The following is an 18,802-nucleotide window of genomic DNA, read 5'->3' as shown; positions in this document are numbered from 1 at the left end:
GCCGACGCCCCTGTCGGTCACTTCGACGGCTTCGGGCTCGCCGGGCTCGCCGCGGCCGCCTTCTGGTGGGCGTTGAACTCGGCGACATTGCGCTGGTGTTCCGCGTAGTCGGCCGTGAAGCGGGTGTCGCCCGGCTTGACCGTGACGAAGTACAGCCAGTCGCCCGGCGAAGGGTTGACCGCGGCACGCATCGCCTCCTCGCCCGGGTTGTCGATCGGCGTGGGCGGCAGACCCATGCGCTGGTACGAGTTGTAGGGGCTCTCGATCCTGGTGTCGGACTCGGTGGTCCGGAGGGTGGAGCGGCCCAGCGCGTAGTTGATGGTGGAGTCCATCTGCAACGGCATCCCGCGCTCCAGCCGGTTGAAGACGACCCGCGCCACCTTGCCCATGTCGGACCTGCTGCCGGCCTCCGCCTGGACGATGCTCGCGATGGTGACCGCCTGATAGACGTTCATGGCGTTGCGCTGTGCGCCGGCGGCGATCGGGGCGCCGTTGAACTTCTTGTTGGCGGTGTCGACCATGGCCGACAGCAGGGACTCCGGCGTCGCCTTCTTGCCGCCGGGCTCCAGGGGATACGTCGCCGGGAAGAGGTAGCCCTCGGGGTTGCCCTCGGCGTCGCCCGGCAGCTTGAGGTCGAGTTTGTCGAGGGACTTCTTCGTGGAACCGGGCGGCAGGGCGAGGGCCTTGTCGACGGCCTCGTAGACCTGGCTCGCGCGCCAGCCCTCCGGGATCACCACCGAGGTGGGCCTCGGCTGCGGCTCCTCTCCCGGGTTCAGCAGCGGCACCGCCACGGCGGTCCCGGCCACGACGGCGCCGCCGGCGATGAGAGCGATACGGCCCCGGCGCGTCAGTCGAATCGTTCTCCGTGACGGAGTGTTCAGGTACATGCGGGAACGGTAACCCGCACATGCTTACAAAACCGGCATAACGCTACCCCGTCGGCTCCAGTTGGGCGTCACGGCGGACCAGCCCCGCATAGCGCCCGTCCCGTTCCAACAGTTCCGCGTGCGTGCCCCGTTCGGCCACGAGCCCGGCGTCGAGGACCACGATCTGGTCGGCGCCCCGAATGGTGGACAGGCGGTGGGCGATGGTGAGGGTGGTGCGGTTGGCGGACAGGGCGTCGATGGCCTCCTGGACGGCGTGTTCGGTGCGGGTGTCCAGGGCGCTGGTCGCCTCGTCGAGGATGAGGACGGGCGGGTCGCGCAGGATCGTCCGGGCGATGGCCAGGCGCTGCTTCTCCCCGCCGGAGAAGCGGTGCCCGCGCTCGCCGACGACCGTGTCGTAGCCGTCGGGCAGGGCGGCGATGTGCTCGTGGATCTGGGCCGCCCTGGCCGCCGCGTGCAGTTCCTCGTCGGTGGCGTCGGGCTTGGCGAAGCGCAGGTTGTCGGCGACGGAGGCATGGAAGAGGTACGTCTCCTGCGAGACGACGCCGACCGCGCGGGCGAGGGTGTCGAAGTCGAGGTCGCGCACGTCGACGCCGTCGAGGGTGACGCGGCCGCCCGTCACGTCGTACAGCCGCGGCACGAGATGGCCGAGCGTCGACTTTCCGGCGCCGGTCGGGCCGACGACCGCGAGGCTGCCGCCCGCCGGGACGGTGAGGTCGATGCCGCCGAGGATCGCGCCCCGCTGCCCGTCGTCGCCGTCGTACCGGAACTCGACGTTCTCGAAGCGGACCTCGCCCTTGACGCGGTCGAGGTGGACGGGGTCCGCCCGCTCGGTGATGTCGATGGGCAGGTCGAGGTACTCGAAGATGCGCTGGAAGAGCGCGAGCGAGGCCTGGATCTGGACGCCGGTGGACAGCAGGCTGACGGCCGGGCGGAACAGGCCCTGCTGGAGCGAGACGAAGGCGACGATCGTGCCGATCGAGACCTGCGGGCCGCCGACTTGGAGGGCCGTCCCCGCGGTCCAGTAGATGACGGCGGGCATGGCGGCCATGACGATGCTGATGACGGCCATGCGCCAGCGGCCGGCCATGTTCGACCTCACCTCGAGGTCGACCAGCCGCTCGGACTCGTCGGCGAAGGCGGTCGTGAGCGAGTCGGAACGGCCCATCGTGCGGCCGAGCAGGATGCCGCTGACCGAGAGCGACTCGGTGACGGTGGCGGCCATCGCGGCCATCTGCTTCTGGCGCTGGGTGGTGATCTTCTTGCGTTCGTTGCCGACGCGGCGGCTGATCCAGACGAAGACCGGCAGCAGGAGCAGCGAGACGACGGTCAGGCGCCAGTCGAGCGCGATCATCGCGACGATCGTGGCGACCACGCTGGTCAGGTTGGAGACCAGGGAGGTCGCGGTGGAGGTGACGGTGGCCTGCATGCCGCCGATGTCGTTGGCGATGCGGGACTGGACCTCGCCGGTGCGGGTGCGGGTGAAGAAAGCGAGCGACATGCGCTGTAGGCGGCCGTAGACGGAGGTGCGCAGGTCGTGCATGACGCGCTGGCCGACCGTCGTGGAGATCAGGGTCTGCAGCACGCCGAACACACTGGTGAGGACCGCGCTGAGGATCATGCCGAGCGCGAGCAGACTGAGCAGACCGGTACGGCCCTCGGGGATGGCGACGTCGAGGATCGCCTTGAGGAGGAACGGTGTGGCGACGCCGACCAGCGACGCGGCGCCGACGAGCAGGCCGACGACGGCGAGGCGCCCGCGGTACGGACGGAAGAGTCTCAGGATGCGGCGCACCTGCCGGGGTTGTTCCTTCTCTGCGGCGGATGGCCTTCGGGTGGGTTCCTTGTCGGGGTGCATGGGCTCCTACGGAAGGTGTGGCGATGCGGACTGGCGGAGCTTAGCTCATTGTTACCTATGTTCACAATGAACGTCGTCCTGATATTGTTCCCGCATGACCACCCCCGATCCCGACGGCCCGCTCGCCGAGCAGCTCCTGCGCCTCACCCGCCGGGTCCACCGCATCCAGAAACAGCACCTGCAGCAGTGCGGCGTGGGTATCACCCCGGCCCAGTCCCGTCTGCTGCGCACGCTCGCGCACTACGGCTCGCCGCCCCGGATGGCCGATCTCGCCGAGCGCCTGGAGGTGGTCCCGCGCGCGGTGACGTCGCTGGTCGACGGGCTGGAGGCGAGCGGGAAGGTACGGCGGGTGCCGGATCCGACGAACCGGCGGGTGATCCGGATCGAGCTGACCGACGACGGACGGGGAGCCCTGCGGGAGCTGCACGGTGCGCGCCGATCGGCGGCGGAGGAGATCCTAGCGCCACTGACGGACGAACAGCGTGGGGTGTTGGGCGAGTTGCTGGACACGTTGATCGACGGGGGTGGGGAGCCGCGCTGCTGAGCGCCGGCCGGCGCCCGCGCGCGGTACGGCCGGCGGACGCGGGACAGGCCGCGGCCCCCTCCAGTGGTACGGAGGGGGCCGCGGCCTGTTCGGTGGGGCTGGGGTCAAGTGACCCCGGATGACCGGGCTCAACTGGCCCCGGAGGCAGGCTCCTTGTTCGTCTGCGCGGGGACGGCGACCGGCTCCCCGGACTCGGGTGTCTCGGACGTCTCGGGCGCCTCGGGCTTCTTGAGCTCCGCCTTTTCAGCCTTCCCGGGCTCCGCCTTCTCCGGCTCGTCGTCGTCCAGCTCGACCACGATCTCGCCGTCCAGAACCTTCCTCGCCCGCTCCTTGTCCAGCGCGCCCTCCCAGCGGGAGACCGCGAAGACGGCGACGCAGTTGCCGAGCAGGTTGGTGACGACGCGCATCGAGTCCATGATGCGGTCCACGCCGAGGAGCAGGGCGACGGCTCCGGCCGGGATGGCGCCCAGCGAGGAGGCGGTCGCGGACAGGGCGAGGAACGCCGAGCCGGGGATGCCCGCCATGCCCTTGCTGGTCAGCATCAGGACCAGGATCACGGTGATCTGCTGGCTGAGGCTGAGGTCGACGCCCACGGCCTGGGCGATGAACAGTGTGCCGATGGACAGGTAGAGCGAAGCGCCGTCGAGGTTGAAGGAGTAGCCCGTCGGCAGCACCAGACCCACGGCGTCGTCACGGGCTCCGGCCTTTCGCAGCTTCTGCATCACGCGCGGCAGGACCGACTCGGTGGACGCGGTGCCGAGCGCGAGCAGCATCTCCTCGCGGATGTAGCGCAGGAACTTCCAGAGGCTGAGCCCGGTGACGATCTTCAGGGCGACGGCGAGGAGGGCGATGAAGAGCGCCGCGGCCGCGTAGCACAGGATGATCAGCTTGCCGTAGGTCTCGATCACGCCGAGCCCGTAGTTGCCGATCAGGACGGCCATGGCGCCGAACACCGCGATGGGGGCCAGCCGCATCACGAAGCCGACGATCGCGAAGATGATCTCCTGGGCCTGCTCGATGGCGGGCAGCACCTGCGGCACCTTGGTGTGCCCGAGGTGCAGCAGCGCGGCACCCACCAGACAGGCCAGGACGAGCACCTGCAGCAGGGAGTTCTCGGCGAAGGCGCCGATGAAACTGGTGGGCAGGGCGTTCAGCGCGAACTCGGTCGTCGAGGGCAGCTGTCCGCCGCCCGTCTTCGCGTCGACCGCCGAGGCGTCGAGCGTGGACGGGTCGACGTTCATCCCGGACCCGGGCTGGACCAGGTTGGCGGCGACGAGCCCGATGAGCAGCGCGAGCGTGCTCGCGACCTCGAACCAGATCAGGGCCTTCAGCCCGATCCGGCCGAACGCCTTCAGGTCACCGGCCTTGGCGATCCCGACGACGACCACGCAGAACACGAGCGGGGAGATGATCGTCTTGATGAGCCGGATGAAACCGTCGCCGAGCGGCTGAAGATCCGCGCCGAAGCCGGGCCACAGCTTCCCGACGACGATTCCGAGTACGAGCGCGCAGGCGACCTGCGCGAAGAGAGAGGTACGCAGCATGCGTGCGACGCGTCGCGGAAGGGACGGTACGGACGGCGGCACGGGCACTCCTTGGGGACGGCGGCACACAGAAGCCCCCAGGGACGGTTGGGACTTCTGCCATACGGAAAGCGGATTCCGTGCCGATCACTTTGAGGGTCATGATGTCCTGACACAAGACCCCCGTGTTGCATCCGTGTAAATCGCACCCTGAGTGACGCATCGCACACACCCGTCTCAGCAGCCGCCGCGATCCTCGGTGAGCACCCCTTGGACGCTGGTCAGAGAGCGGTCGTAGCAGCCACCCGAGCCGTGCAACCGGTAGCGCTCGCTGGTCGCGCCGACCGCCTTGCGCTGATCGCGCGGCACGTTCATCGTCCAGGCGGCATCGCCGGTGTAGGTGTCGTCGAGCCGCGACCAGGCGATGCGCCGGCCGCCGTACGACGTGACGGCCGTGGCACGGTCACCGAGGGTCAGCACGGTGCGCAGCCGGTCCTCCGCGCCCAGCGTGATCGTGCCGTCCATGCTGTACGTCCGCTCGGTGCGCGTGGTGCGGGCGGGTCCGCGCCCGTCGACCGTGATGGACACGGCGTCCGTCCAAGTGGCGTCGAGCGCATCGAGGTTCTCGCCGTCGGTCCAGCGGTGGACGGAAGTGTTGGCCAACGCACGGCGGACGGTCGTCGTCACCCGGCCGTGCGAGGTGTCGACATAGCCGGCGACGGTCAGCCGGTGCCCACCCTCCGTGTCCACCCGATGCTCCGAACCGGGCGTGTACTTCGAGGAGTTGACGAGGTCACCGAGCTGGTGCGTGGTGAGCTTCCCGGTGACCTGTGCGCTCTTCGCGTCCTGCCAGACGAGGACGTTCACGGGTGCGCTCCAGCCGCTCTGCCCCTCAGGGACGCCGACGACGGAGACCTCGACGCGATGCGGGCGGCCGTCGTTGAGGAGGCCGGCGAACGGAGTCAGGTCGTATTCGATCGGCTTGACGTCGAAGGCGCGCGGTCCCGGGACGACGTACCAGAGGAAGGGGTTGGACCAGCCCCCGGTCCACACATGCGGGAACGGCGCGGCGATTCCGGCGAGCCGGCCGTCGACCTTGATCTGCACCTCGCGGTAGGGGCCGCCGGTGGCCTTGCAGGAGTAGGGCGCCGGGTCGGGTGCGGACAGGTACCAGAACTCCTCGCAGCCGCCGCCGGATCCGGTGGCGTACACCTCGGCGACGATGCGTTCGCTGTTGCGCGGGGTGGTGAGGGTGCCGTTCTGGAGGGTGAGGATGCGGTCGGGGGTGGTCGCGGGGTTGTCGGGGGTCGTGGGCCGGCCGCCGGTGGCCTCGGCAGCGCGGCCGGCGTAGAACGTCAGCGTGACCTTGACGTCGATGACGCCGGTGTACGTGTCGTCGACGACGTTCCCGATGAGCATCTCGACGTCCTGGTCGCGGCGGAGGGTGTCGCTGTAGCGCGTGACGTCCTTCTCCACGGACCACTCGATGCCGTCGGGTGACGGCTCCGGGGTCGACGTACGGAAGATCTCGACGCCGCCGACGTGCAGATAGCCGAGCCGGTCGTACTGGCGCCCCTTGACCTTGCCGTCCATGCGCAGCACGACCTTGCTCCAGCGGTCGCCGCAGCCTTCGGGCGGAGTGTAGGCGCCCTTGTACGGGGTGAAGTCGCGGAACTGCGCCTCGGCCACGGTTACTTCGCAGGACTTGCCGGATGGCTTGGGGATGGGCGGCGCGGCGGTGATGGGGTCGTGCCAGTCGGTGCCGAACTCGGCGGGCACGTCGGCCGATCGGGCGGGGGACACCCCGAGGAGTGAGGTCGCCAGGAGGGTCGCTCCGGCGAGCATGGACATGACGATCCGTCTCTTCATGGCCGGTGTTCTACGGGGAGTTGGGCATCCGCCGCAATGATGCCTGCTGCGTCAGTGCGAGGGTTTCAGGTCGGCCCTGTCCCCCATCACCACCACGGGATGCCGGTCCGGATCGAGCGTGCGCAGCAGGTACTCCATCGCCGATTCGGACAGACTGACACAGGCCGACGTGCCGCTGCCGTGGTCCATGTGCAACCAGATGCCACCACCCTTGGCCGCGCCCTCGGGGCGGGTGGGGTCGTTGGGCGGGGTGCCCTTGACGCGGTTGTAGTCGATGGCGATGACGTAGTCGAAGTCGTGCCAGTACGACTTCGCCCACCAGCGCGGCGCCGCGAAGGCCGCGGACCTCGTGTACGGCAGCCTGGACCCGGGGTCCTTCAGTACGCCACCCGCGTCGCTCAGCGTGAACACACCGACGGGACTGCGGTTGTCGCCCTCACGGTGGTCGGTCGTCCAGCCCTTCTTGCCGTTGTGCGCGGGCCAGCTGCGGGTGCTTTCCCAGGTGGAGCCGTGCCTCGTGTACAGCACGACCGTGGAGTTCGCCGCGTCCTTGCCGTCGCCGTAGACCGCCACGACCTGGCGGGAGTCGGCTGGGATGCGCCGCTGCCAGCGGTCGCCGACGCCCGGGATGCGCGACGGGTCCGTGGTTGCGGCCGGGCGCGTGGGGGCGCCCTTGCCGCCTGCACCTGCACCGTGCCGCGAACCCTCGCACGCGGTCAGGGTCACCATGACTGCCAGGAGGGAGCCGAGGGCCGCCGCCGCGCGCCTCGACCGCCATGCTCCGCCGTTCCGCATCGCTCCATGGTGGCACCGCGTTCAGCGTGCCCGCGGGATCGACGGTGCTGCGTTCCGGAGGGGACCGGAACTGTGCGGCGCAGCGGAAAACCGTTTGCGTCCGACCACGCTGCGACGCGAACCTGTCACGGTTTGCTGCCGCCGTGCGCGTCCCCACACCACGCATCGGCACATCGCCCACTCACCACCTCCATCCCTGTTCCCCCCACTGACACGAGCCACTGGGACGTCATGCAGATTCAAGACCTTCCGTATCCCGATCCAGGTGTGCCGGACGCACGCTCGGGTCCCCGATTCCTGTGGTGGCTCTTCCGGAACCAGCTGGGCGGACAGCTGAAGGCCCTGGCCTGGGGGCTGCTGCACTTCCTGTCCGTCTCCGCCCTGCCGTTCTGCGTCGGCGTCGCCGTGCAGGCCGTCGTCGACCGCTCCGGCACTCGCCTCGCCCTCGCGGGCGGCCTGTTGGCACTGTGCTGCGCAGGAACCGCGATCGGCGAGACCTTCCTCCACCGCACCGCCGTCACCAACTGGATCACGGCGGCCGCCCGCGTCCAGCAGGTGCTGGCCCGCAAGGCCGCACAGCTGGGCTCGGCACTGACGAGGCGCGTCGCGGCCGGTGAGGTCGTCGCCGTCTCCACGGGTGACGTCGAGAAGATCGGCTGGTTCGTCGAGGCCTGGTCTCGGTTCACGGCGGCGGCGGTCACCATCGTGATCGTCTGCGTCGGCCTGGTCGTCTACCAGCCCGCGCTAGGTGTGGTCGTCGCCGTGGGCCTGCCCGTGCTGGCCGTCGCCGTGCTGCCCCTGCTGCCCCGGGCGACCCGACGGGCCGACTTCCAGCGCGAGAAGGCGGGCCGCGCCACCGAACTGGCCTCGGACACCGTCGCCGGACTGCGTGTCCTGCGTGGCATCGGCGGCGAGGAACTCTTCCTCGACCGCTACCGCCGCGCCTCCCAGGAAGTACGCCACGCCGCCGTGCGCAGCGCCCGGATGTGGTCCCTGATCTCGGCGATCCAGGTGCTGTTGCCGGGGCTGCTGCTGATCGCGGTGGTCTGGTACGGCGTCCACCTGGCCCGCGACGGCCGCGTCACCATCGGCGAACTGGTCGCCGTCTACAGCTCGATCATGATCCTCACCTACCCGCTGCGCCACTTCGAAGAGATCGCGATGGCCTACTCCTTCTCCCGCCCCTCGGCCCGGCGGGCCGCGCGCGTGCTGGCACTGGAGCGGGTCACCGACACCGACGGTTCGCGCGACGGATCCGAGGTGCCCTCCGGGGACCTGTACGACCCGGCCACCGGACTCCTCGCCCCCACAGCCCGGCTGACCGCCGTGGTGTGCGGCGACCCGGACGCGGCGGGGCGGCTGGCCGAACGCCTCGGCGGACACGCCTCGGAGGAGGGCACGCCGGTGCTCCTGGGCGGCGTCCCGCTCGACGAGTTGCCGCTCGACAGCGCCCGTACGGCCGTCCTCGTTCAGGACAAGGATCCGGTGCTGCTCTCCGGCACGCTGCGCGAACTGCTCGACGTGCCGAGGTCGGGCGGCGTCGGTGCCGAGGAGGCGCTGGCGGCAGCGCAGTGCGAGGACGTCCTGGCCGCTCTGGTCCAGGGGTCGGTCGGCGCCGAGGACCCGATGGACGCCCGTATCACCGAACGCGGCCGGTCCCTGTCCGGCGGCCAGCGCCAGCGCCTCGCGCTCGCCCGGTCGCTGATCACGGACCCCGAGGTGCTGGTCCTGGACGAGCCGACCTCGGCCGTCGACTCGCACACAGAGGCCCGGATCGCGGAGGGCGTGCGGAAGCTGCGGGCGGGGCGCACGACGGTGGTGTTCACCTCGTCCCCCCTGCTCCTGGACCGCGCCGACCGGGTCGTGCTCGTCCACGAGGGCGAGGTGGCCGCGATCGGAGTGCACCGCGACCTGGTGCACACCGAACCCCGGTACCGGGCGGTGGTGACCCGGGAGACCGACGAAGAGGCCGCGGTGAACGGCGCGTCGGGCGACAAGGCCGCCCCGGACAGTGCCCCGGACAGTGCGCTGGACAGTGCACTGGACAGTGCGCTGGGCAAAAAGGCCTCCCTCAAGGACGTCTTGAAGGAACTGGAAGAGATCGAGGAGTCGGCATGATCGGCGTGGCGCCACCGGCCTACGACCCGGCGGCCCCGACGACGGCGAACACCTTGCCGGTCGGCGCCCCCGCGACCGTACGCGCCTATGTGGTCGAGTTGTTCCGCAGGCACCGCGGTGCCTTCCTCCTGCTCGTCTGCGTCAACACGGTCGCCGTGGTGGCCTCGATGGTGGGGCCCTGGCTGCTGGGCGGGCTGGTGGAGCGGGTGTCGGACGGCGTCGCCGACCGCGACCTCCATCTGGAGCTCACCATCGGCCTGTTCGTGGCCGCACTCGTCGTCCAGGCCGTGTTCGTACGGCAGGTGCGGCTGCGCGGCGCGATGCTCGGCGAGCGGATGCTGGCCGATCTGCGCGAGGACTTCCTCGTACGGTCGGTCGGGCTGCCGCCCGGTGTCCTGGAGCGAGCCGGGACGGGCGACCTGCTGTCCCGGATCACGACGGACATCGACCGGCTGGCCAACGCCATGCGCGAGGCCGTGCCCCAGCTGGCGATCGGCGTGGTGTGGGTGGTCCTCCTGCTGGGCGGGCTCGTCATCACCGCCCCACCGCTCGCGGCGGCCGTGCTGGTCGCCGTGCCCCTGCTCGTGATCGGCTGCCGCTGGTACTTCAAGCGGGCACCGGCCGCCTACCGCTCGGAGGCCGCCGGGTACGCGGCCGTGGCCGCCGCGCTCGCCGAGACCGTGGACGCCGGGCGCACCGTCGAGGCCCAGCGTCTCGGCTCGCGCCGCGTCGAGCTGTCGGAGCAGCGGATCAAGGAGTGGACGGCATGGGAGCGCTACACGCTCTGGCTGCGCTCGGTGTTCTTCCCGTTCATCAACGTCACCCACGTCATGATCCTCTCCTCGGTGCTGATGATCGGCGGCGTGTTCGTCCTGCATGGCTGGATCGGGGTCGGTCAGCTGACCACAGGTGCCCTCATCGCGCAGATGCTGGTGGATCCCGTCGGGCTGATCCTGCGCTGGTACGACGAGCTGCAGGTGGCCCAGGTGTCGCTGGCCCGGCTGGTCGGGGTCCGGGACATCGAGCCGGAGGCCGGGGACGACCAGCTCGCGCCCGAGGGCCGCGACGTGCACGCCGACCGGGTGCACTTCGGCTACCTGGAGGGCGTGGACGTGCTCCGCAAGGTCTCCCTGGAGGTCGCGCCCGGCACCAGGCTGGCGCTGGTCGGCCCCTCGGGCGCCGGCAAGTCCACCCTGGGCAGGCTGCTCGCCGGCATCTACGCGCCCCGGGACGGCCGGATCACCCTGGGCGGTGCGGAACTGTCCCGGATGACCGCCGAACGGGTCCGCTCCCACGTGGCCCTCGTCAACCAGGAACACCACGTCTTCGTGGGCTCCCTGCGCGACAACCTGCTGCTGGCCCGCACCGACGCGACCGACACCGAGCTGTGGTCGGCACTGGGCGCGGTCGACGCGGACGCGTGGGCCCGTGCGCTCGACGACGGCCTGGACACCGAGGTCGGCTCGGGCGGGTTCGCGCTCACTCCGGCCCAGGCCCAGCAGATCGCGCTGGCCCGCCTGGTGCTGGCCGACCCGCACACGCTGGTCCTGGACGAGGCGACCTCGCTCCTCGACCCACGGGCGGCCCGCCACCTGGAGCGATCCCTGGCCCGCGTCCTCGACGGCCGCACCGTGGTGGCCATCGCCCACCGCCTCCACACCGCCCACGACGCGGACGCCATCGCCGTCGTGGAGAACGGCCGCATCACCGAACTCGGCAGCCATGACGACCTGGTCAGGGCCGACGGGGCGTACGCGGCGCTGTGGCGGTCCTGGCATGGGTGAGCGGGGGTGAGCGGAGGGCTCGGGCGGGTGGGGTTGGGGGGCCACGCGGCTTGGGCGGGCGCGGTTGGGGGCGGAGGCCGTGCGGCTTGGGCGACCCGGTTGAGGGCTGAAGCGGGGCAGCTCGGGCGACCCCGGTTGAGGGCTGAAGCCGCGCAGCTCGGACGACCCCGGTTGGGGGATGGGGTGGCGTGGATGGCCAACAGTGCTTGGGCGCGGGGGTGGCTGGGCTCGGCCGACCGCGGTTGGGGCGCCGCAGTGGCCTGGTTTAGCTGACCACGATCGGGAGCCAGGGTGGCCAGGCTCAACCGACCAAGATCCGGAGCCGCAGTGGCCCGGCTCAAGCCACCACGGTTGCCAGCTGCAGTAGGCGGGCTCGACCGACCACGATCGGAGGCCGGGTCGGCCGGGCTGGCCGGGCTGGCCGGGCTGGCCGGGCTGGCCGGGCTGGCCGGGCTGGCCGGGCTCAATCCACCACGATCCGGAGCCGCGGTTGCCCGACTCAAGCCACCACGGTTGTGAGCCGCAGTGGGCGGGCTCGGTCGACCACGATCGGTAGCCAGGGTGGCTGGGCTCAGCCCACCCCGATCGGGAGCCGCACTGTCCCAGCTCAACCCGCCACGACCGCGGGCCGAGGTGGCAGAGCTCGACCGACCACAGTCGGGACCCTGGGTGGCCGAGCTCAACCCACCACGATCCCGAGCCGCACTGTCCCGGCTCACCCCGCCGTGATCGGGCGCCACGGTAGCCGATCCGGACGGCACGGAGCGCGGTCGACGGGCTGTAGTGCGCCCGGGCGGCGTGGCCCGGACCGGCCCTGCCTGCGCCGGCATGGCGGCATGGATTCAGGCGGGGCCCATCCGCGGTGCTCGCCTTGGCCCCGTGCCGTTGCGCCGGGGCGAAAAGGGGTGGAAGGCTGGATAGCGGCACCGGTTCGGGGGCACCCGGGAACCAGGCGATTCTCGCCGGGTGCGGCCTGTGCCCCGCGCCGCGGCAGCCCGCCCGCGGTGACTTCGGGCCCGTCCCCACCACCTGGAGGTACCCGTGAACAGCGCCGACGGATGGGGGGACGACGTCTACCAGCCCGACGCATCCGATCAACGTGAGGACACGGGGCTGCTCGACGCGGAGGACACCCTGGAGAACGACGGCGTCGACGACCCCCTGGACCGGGGCTGGTCCCCTCCGGACCGACCGTGGGCGGTGGAGCACACCGGCGTCACGGCCGCCGAGCGCCGAGAGGGCGAGACCCTCGACCAGCGGCTCGCCGAGGAGATGCCCGACCTGGCCCCCCGGGACGGCGACGGCCTGGGCGACGCCGACGGCACCGACGGGGAACTCCTCGACAACGAGGTCGGCGCCATGCGCTCCGGCCGCCTCGTGGCCCCCGACGAAGGGGCCCACGAGGACGAGGAGAGCGCGCTCGTCGCGACGGACGTGGGAATCGACGGCGCAGCGGCGTCCGCCGAGGAGGCCGCCATGCACATCGTCGACGATGACGCCCTGTACAGCTGACCGTCGTTCGACCGACCGCCATGCGGCTGGCCGCCGTACGGAAGATCGCACAGCCCGCTGTGTCGCGGTCCGCGTGCCTTCGGCCCCACACCGTCGTCCGCCGTTGCCGATGCCGCCAGAGGAGGAACTCGCATGCAGCAGGACAAGCACCCCGACTACCACCCGGTCGTCTTCCGCGACCGCTCCGCCGGCTACGCCTTCCTGACCCGGTCCACCGCGACCAGCGACCAGACCATCGATTGGGACGACGGCGAGACCTACCCGGTCGTGGACGTCGAGATCTCCTCGGAGAGCCACCCGTTCCACACGGGCAAGGCGAGGACCCTGGACTCGGAGGGCCGTGTCGCGGCCTTCGAGCGGCGCTATGGCGGCGGGACGGGCCCGGGCGGGTGATCCGTCGAGCGCACGGTAGGCCCCACCGCAGGTCCATAAGGCCTGGCGGCTGGGAACCCGGGATTCGGAAGAGCGGGTCACCGGCGTGAGGAGGTGCCGGATCACTTCCCCTGCACCGATGCCCAGCGGATCGCCCTGGCCCCGAACCTGTCCCTGGCCCGGAACCTGGCCCTGAATTTGGCCCAGGCCCAGGCCCAGGCCCAGTCCCTGAACCTGCCCCTGCCCCTGCCCCTGCCCCTGCCGGAGGCCCCGCGGTCCCCTCCCGCTCAGATGACGTTGAGCGCCGCCGCGCAGCCCACCCCGCCGAGCACCATGAACACCGGCATCAGCACCTTGAGCTCGACCCAGCTGCCCGCCCGGAACCGCATGGCCTTGGGCGGGCCCACCGGGTACCAGCGCTTGCGGCCCACCGGGATCGGCCACAGGATCGGGCAGCCGGACACCGTCAGCGCGTCCCCGATGTCGTGCACGAGCGCGCCCAGCACGATCGGCAGCCCCAGCCACAGATACTCCTGGCCGGGCGCCGTGAACAGCCAGTCCGAGCCATTGCCCGGCTTGTCCAGGACCCCGGCGATGATCCACGAGCTGGTCGCGGCCAGCAGCCACACCAAGACATCGGCGCTGGAGCCCCGGGTCGCGCGCCACAGCAGTCCCTCGATGGCCAGCACCATGTGCGCGAACAGGATCGCCAGCACCGCCCAACGACCACCGGTGATCGCCAGGACCGAGGCGCCCCCGCCGATCAGGACCGCCCACAGCCAGGTGTGCGTGAGCGTGCGGTGCCCACCGGAGCGACGCGGATCGCCCTGCTTCTTCGTCCCCTTGTAGACGGCGTACGACAGCTTGTCGACGATCTCGCACAGCCAGCGCGACAGCGGTCCGAAGGCTCGCGAGATGGTGGCCGCCTTGTGATCGAGGTCCGGGGCCAGAGCGGCCCCGGCGCAGATCAGCGCGCCGGCGAGGAGGACCGGCCAGGGCATCCCGTGCCCGGCAGCGGCGGCGGCCGCTCCGACGCCGAGCCAGGCCGCGGCCCCCGATAGTGAGTGTGCTGGTCCCATCATCGCCGTTGCCCGCCCCATTCCTCGTGTGCCGCTGTCCAGTTGACCGGGTTCGCTGACGTGTCGTCGGCGACACAGCGTAGCGTTCGCGATCTTCGCCCTCGCATCCGATTCCCCTATGCGGCATGAGGGCAGGCAAGATGGGTGGGTGACCCTCATCGATCAGCTGCCGCCGACCGCCGACCCCGACGCCCTCTACGAAGCCTTCGAGTCGTGGGCCGAGGAGCGTGGTCTCACGCTCTACTCCCATCAGGAGGAGGCGCTGATCGAGGTGGTCTCCGGTGCGAACGTGATCGTGTCGACGCCCACCGGCTCCGGCAAGAGCATGATCGCCGCGGGTGCCCACTTCGCTGCGCTGGCCCGGGACGAGGTCACGTTCTACACCGCTCCGATCAAGGCGCTGGTCTCGGAGAAGTTCTTCGAGCTGTGCAAGATCTTCGGCACCGAGAACGTCGGCATGCTGACCGGAGACGCGTCCGTCAACGCCGATGCCCCCGTCATCTGCTGCACCGCGGAGGTGCTCGCGTCGATCGCGCTGCGCGACGGCAAGCAGGCGGATGTCGGCCAGGTCGTCATGGACGAGTTCCACTTCTACGCGGAGGGGGACCGCGGCTGGGCCTGGCAGATCCCGATCCTGGAGCTTCCCCAGGCGCAGTTCATCCTGATGTCGGCCACGCTCGGCGATGTCTCGATGTTCGAGAAGGACCTCACCCGGCGCACCGGCCGCCCGACGGCGGTGGTCCGCTCGGCGACCCGCCCCGTGCCGCTCTCCTACGAGTACAAGCTGACCCCGCTCACCGAGACGCTGACCGAGCTGCTGGAGACCAGGCAGGCGCCCGTCTACATCGTGCACTTCACGCAGGCGCAGGCCGTGGAGCGGGCGCAGGCGCTGATGAGCATCAACATGTGCTCGCGCGAGGAGAAGGACCAGATCGCCGAGCTGATCGGCAACTTCCGCTTCACCACCAAGTTCGGCCGCAACCTCTCCCGTTACGTGCGGCACGGCATCGGCGTCCATCACGCCGGCATGCTGCCCAAGTACCGGCGGCTGGTGGAGAAGCTCGCGCAGGCCGGTCTGCTGAAGGTCATCTGCGGTACTGACACGCTCGGCGTCGGCGTCAACGTCCCCATCCGTACGGTGCTGTTCACGGCCCTGACCAAGTACGACGGCAACCGCGTCCGCACGCTGCGCAACCGGGAGTTCCACCAGATCGCAGGCCGCGCCGGGCGCGCCGGCTTCGACACGGCGGGCTTCGTTGTCGCGCAGGGCCCCGAGCACGTCATCGAGAACGAGAAGGCGCTCGCCAAGGCGGGTGACGACCCGAAGAAGCGCCGCAAGGTCGTCCGCAAGAAGGCACCCGAGGGCTTCGTCGGCTGGACGGACAACACCTTCGAGAAGCTCATCGCCTCCGAACCGGAGCCCCTGACCTCCCGCTTCCGGGTCACGCACACCATGCTGCTGTCGGTGATCGCCCGCCCCGGCAACGCTTTCGAGGCGATGCGGCACCTCCTGGAGGACAACCACGAGCCCCGCAAGCAGCAACTGCGGCACATCCGCCGAGCGATCGCCATCTACCGCTCGCTGCTGGACGGCGGCATCGTCGAGAAGCTCGACGAACCGGACGCCAGCGGCCGCATCGTCCGCCTCACCGTGGACCTCCAGCAGGACTTCGCGCTCAATCAGCCGCTGTCCACCTTCGCTCTGGCCGCGTTCGAGCTGCTGGAGCCCGAGTCGCCGTCCTACGCCCTCGACATGGTGTCCGTCGTCGAGTCCACCCTGGACGATCCGCGGCAGATCCTCGTCGCCCAGCTGAACAAGGCCAAGGGCGAGGCCGTGGCCGCGATGAAGGCGGACGGCGTCGAGTACGAGGAGCGCATGGAGCGCCTCCAGGACATCTCCTACCCGAAGCCCCTGGAAGAGCTGCTCTTCCACGCTTACAACACCTACCGCAAGAGCCACCCCTGGGTCGGCGACCATCCGCTGTCGCCGAAGTCCGTCATCCGGGACATGTACGAACGGGCGATGTCCTTCACGGAGTTGGTGTCCTTCTACGAGCTGGCCCGCACCGAGGGCATCGTGCTGCGTTACCTCGCCAGCGCCTACAAGACCCTCGATCACAACATCCCGGACGACCTCAAGTCCGAGGATCTGCAGGATCTGATCGAGTGGCTCGGCGAGATGGTGCGCCAGGTCGACTCGAGTCTGCTCGACGAGTGGGAGCAGCTCGCCAACCCGGAGGAGATGACCGCCGAGGAGGCCCAGGAGAAGGCCGACGAGGTCAAGCCGGTCACCACGAACGCGCGCGCCTTCCGCGTCCTCGTCCGCAACGCCCTGTTCCGCCGCGTCGAGCTCGCCGCCCTCGACCAGGTCGAGGAGCTGGGCGAGCTGGACGCCGAGGCAGGCTGGGACGCCGACGCCTGGGGCGAGGCGATGGACAAGTACTGGGACGAGTACGAGGACCTCGGTACCGGACCCAACGCGCGTGGTCCCAAGCTCCTGGTGATCGAGGAGGAGCCGGAGAACCGGCTGTGGCGAGTCCGCCAGATCTTCGACGACCCGAACGGCGACCATGACTGGGGCATCAGCGCGGAGATCGACCTCACCGCCTCCGACGCGGAGAGCCGCGCGGTGGTCCGGGTCACCGACGTAGGCCAGTTGTGAGCACAGGAGACTCTCACCCATGACGACGAACCCGGCCGAAAGGCTCGTCGACCTGCTCGACCTGGAGCAGATCGAGGTCAACATCTTCCGGGGCCGCAGCCCACAGGAGTCCCTGCAGCGGGTCTTCGGCGGCCAGGTGGCCGGCCAGGCGCTGGTCGCGGCCGCGCGCACCACGGACGGCGACCGTCCCGTGCACTCGCTGCACGCGTACTTCCTGCGCCCGGGCCGGCCGGGCGTGCCGATCGTGTACCAGGTCGAACGGGTGCGGGACGGCAGGTCGTTCACGACCCGCCGGGTCACCGCCGTGCAGCAGGGCCGCACGATCTTCAATCTCACCGCCTCCTTTCACAAGCCTGAGCAAGGGAGCTTCGAGCACCAGCTGCCGCCGGCCCGCAAGGTCCCGGACCCGGATTCGCTGCCGACGGTCACCGACGAGATCCGGGAGCATCTGGGCACGCTGCCCGAACAGTTGGAGCGGATGGCGCGCCGCCAGCCCTTCGACATCCGCTATGTGGACCGGCTGCGCTGGAACGCCGAGGACGTCAAGGACGCCGAACCGCGCAGCGCGGTGTGGATGCGCGCGGTCGGGCCGCTGGGCGACGACCCGGTCGTGCACACCTGCGCGCTGACCTACGCCAGCGACATGACCCTCCTGGACGCGGTCCGCATTCCGGTCGAGCCGCTGTGGGGCCCGCGCAGCTTTGACATCGCCTCGCTGGACCACGCCATGTGGTTCCACCGGCCGTTCCGTGCGGACGAGTGGTTCCTGTACGACCAGGAGTCGCCGATCGCGACCGGCGGGCGGGGCCTCGCCCGTGGACGGATCTACGACGTGGAGGGACGCCTGCTGGTGTCCGTCGTCCAGGAGGGTCTGTTCAGGGCGCTGTAGTCCGGGGAGTCCTGCGCCGCAGCCGGCTCAGCAGGCCGCGTGCCCGCTCCGGCTCCTCGGACCTGGGCAGCCCATCGGGCACTGGATGCGTCGGCACCGGGGCCCGGTTCGCTGTGGGACGCGGCGCGGCCCGCGTCTCTCGCGCTTCGTGCAGGACTGCCGTGAGGTCGGCCCGCAGCCAGCTGATCTCGTCCGGGTCGTCCGCCGTCATGAGCCTCTCGGCGATGTGCGCGGCGGGCGAACCCGGTGCCCCGGATGCCGGCGGCCCTGGCCGGAAGCGGTTCAGATGGGAGCGCTCATAGGGATCGGGAACGATTTCCGCGATCTGGACGGGATCGAGGAACGCGGCCAACGCGCCCGCCCTCTCCCATGGGTCGTCGGTCTGTCGCAGCAGGAAGCCCCGGTGACGTCCGCGCCAGTTGCGCGGACGCAGATCCACGCCGGCGTCCAGCATGCCGCGCAGCCCCTCGGGCGTTCGGCGGGCGTTCAGCAGTGGGGCGTTCTTCTCATCGGTGGCGAACTGCTTCAACTCCTCGGCCAGATACAGCCAGACCACGGCTCGATAGCGGTTCAGATACCAGCTCACCGGCACGATCAGCCCCAGACGGGCAAGGCGCGTGAACCTTCCGTTGGGCACGTCCATCAGGCCCGCGCCCTCCACGGTCCCGACCGCCTTCACGCGCTCCAGCAACAAGTCGGGGAACCCGGTCTCCGAACGCAGCCGGTCGATCTCGGACCGTGGAACACGCCGGCCCCCGCCTCCTTCGTCGGGCACGGTCCGCATGAGCCCGAGGTGGACGGCAAGCTCCAACTCCCTTCGCTTCAGCCCCAGGTCCCGGGCCGCTCGGCTCGGCGTGCAGGACGGGTGGTGCGGCTTCGTGATGGTGTCGCCAGACATGGTGATGGCCCCCGT

At 70.5% G+C, this 18,802-nt stretch carries 14 protein-coding genes; 7 read left to right on the top strand and 7 right to left on the bottom strand.

The genetic code is table 11. The features are described from left to right. Positions 1-17: 17 nt before the first annotated feature. Positions 18-887: an endolytic transglycosylase MltG gene (mltG, locus tag ACIA8X_RS14180; RefSeq protein WP_393446041.1), complete on the bottom strand. Its 870-nt coding sequence runs from the start codon at positions 885-887 to the stop codon at positions 18-20. Positions 888-930: 43 nt separating this feature from the next. Continuing rightward, entirely contained in the window at positions 931-2,742 is a 1,812-nt protein-coding gene (locus ACIA8X_RS14175; protein WP_393446043.1) for an ABC transporter ATP-binding protein, read from the bottom strand. Between the two features lie 94 nt (positions 2,743-2,836). Between ACIA8X_RS14175 and ACIA8X_RS14170 the strand changes: the two genes are divergently transcribed. Next, a complete protein-coding gene (locus ACIA8X_RS14170; protein WP_393446045.1) occupies positions 2,837-3,286 on the top strand; it encodes a MarR family winged helix-turn-helix transcriptional regulator in 450 nt (149 codons plus the stop codon). Positions 3,287-3,414: 128 nt separating this feature from the next. On the opposite strand, the gene ACIA8X_RS14165 is transcribed toward ACIA8X_RS14170, so the two are convergent. The 3 genes from ACIA8X_RS14165 to ACIA8X_RS14155 form a co-directional block, all read right to left on the bottom strand. Then, positions 3,415-4,872, bottom strand: a complete 1,458-nt coding sequence (locus ACIA8X_RS14165; protein ID WP_393446047.1) for a cation:dicarboxylate symporter family transporter — start codon at positions 4,870-4,872, stop codon at positions 3,415-3,417. A 174-nt stretch (positions 4,873-5,046) separates the two neighbouring features. Next, positions 5,047-6,678 carry a peptide-N4-asparagine amidase gene (locus ACIA8X_RS14160; RefSeq protein ID WP_393446049.1) on the bottom strand — a complete coding sequence of 544 codons (1,632 nt, stop codon included), beginning with the start codon at positions 6,676-6,678 and terminating at the stop codon, positions 5,047-5,049. 51 nt (positions 6,679-6,729) lie between these two features. Next, the gene (locus ACIA8X_RS14155) at positions 6,730-7,473 is read right to left on the bottom strand and encodes a L,D-transpeptidase family protein (RefSeq protein ID WP_393446051.1); all 744 of its coding nucleotides are present in this window, start codon (positions 7,471-7,473) and stop codon (positions 6,730-6,732) included. Between the two features lie 231 nt (positions 7,474-7,704). Between ACIA8X_RS14155 and ACIA8X_RS14150 the strand changes: the two genes are divergently transcribed. The 4 genes from ACIA8X_RS14150 to ACIA8X_RS14135 all read left to right on the top strand — a co-directional run bounded on the left by ACIA8X_RS14150 (position 7,705) and on the right by ACIA8X_RS14135 (position 13,280). Continuing rightward, complete coding sequence (locus tag ACIA8X_RS14150) at positions 7,705-9,591, top strand: ABC transporter ATP-binding protein (protein WP_399458364.1); 1,887 nt, start codon at positions 7,705-7,707, stop codon at positions 9,589-9,591. Beyond that, positions 9,588-11,375: an ABC transporter ATP-binding protein gene (locus ACIA8X_RS14145; protein WP_393446055.1), complete on the top strand. Its 1,788-nt coding sequence runs from the start codon at positions 9,588-9,590 to the stop codon at positions 11,373-11,375. Before ACIA8X_RS14150 ends, ACIA8X_RS14145 begins: the two co-directional genes overlap by 4 nt. Positions 11,376-12,416: 1,041 nt before the next feature. Next, a complete protein-coding gene (locus ACIA8X_RS14140; protein ID WP_393446057.1) occupies positions 12,417-12,887 on the top strand; it encodes a DUF5709 domain-containing protein in 471 nt (156 codons plus the stop codon). Between the two features lie 132 nt (positions 12,888-13,019). Beyond that, positions 13,020-13,280 (top strand): type B 50S ribosomal protein L31, encoded by a 261-nt coding sequence (locus ACIA8X_RS14135; RefSeq protein WP_393446059.1) that lies wholly within the window; start codon positions 13,020-13,022, stop codon positions 13,278-13,280. Between the two features lie 266 nt (positions 13,281-13,546). Here ACIA8X_RS14135 and ACIA8X_RS14130 read toward each other — a convergent pair whose 3' ends face one another. After that, entirely contained in the window at positions 13,547-14,341 is a 795-nt protein-coding gene (locus ACIA8X_RS14130) for a metal-dependent hydrolase (protein ID WP_128430271.1), read from the bottom strand. Between the two features lie 145 nt (positions 14,342-14,486). Between ACIA8X_RS14130 and ACIA8X_RS14125 the strand changes: the two genes are divergently transcribed. Continuing rightward, positions 14,487-17,000: a DUF3516 domain-containing protein gene (locus tag ACIA8X_RS14125; RefSeq protein ID WP_393446062.1), complete on the top strand. Its 2,514-nt coding sequence runs from the start codon at positions 14,487-14,489 to the stop codon at positions 16,998-17,000. A gap of 19 nt (positions 17,001-17,019) precedes the next feature. Then, positions 17,020-17,889: an acyl-CoA thioesterase gene (locus ACIA8X_RS14120; RefSeq protein ID WP_393446064.1), complete on the top strand. Its 870-nt coding sequence runs from the start codon at positions 17,020-17,022 to the stop codon at positions 17,887-17,889. Here the strand turns inward: ACIA8X_RS14120 and ACIA8X_RS14115 are convergent. Then, complete coding sequence (locus tag ACIA8X_RS14115; protein ID WP_393446066.1) at positions 17,876-18,787, bottom strand: DUF6397 family protein; 912 nt, start codon at positions 18,785-18,787, stop codon at positions 17,876-17,878. The genes ACIA8X_RS14120 and ACIA8X_RS14115 overlap by 14 nt on opposite strands. Between the last annotated feature and the right edge of the window lie 15 nt (positions 18,788-18,802).

It is taken from the genome of Streptomyces sp. NPDC051738 (assembly GCF_044453205.1).
In the GTDB taxonomy this organism is placed as follows: domain Bacteria; phylum Actinomycetota; class Actinomycetes; order Streptomycetales; family Streptomycetaceae; genus Streptomyces.
This window is presented reverse-complemented; position numbering and strand designations above follow the sequence as displayed.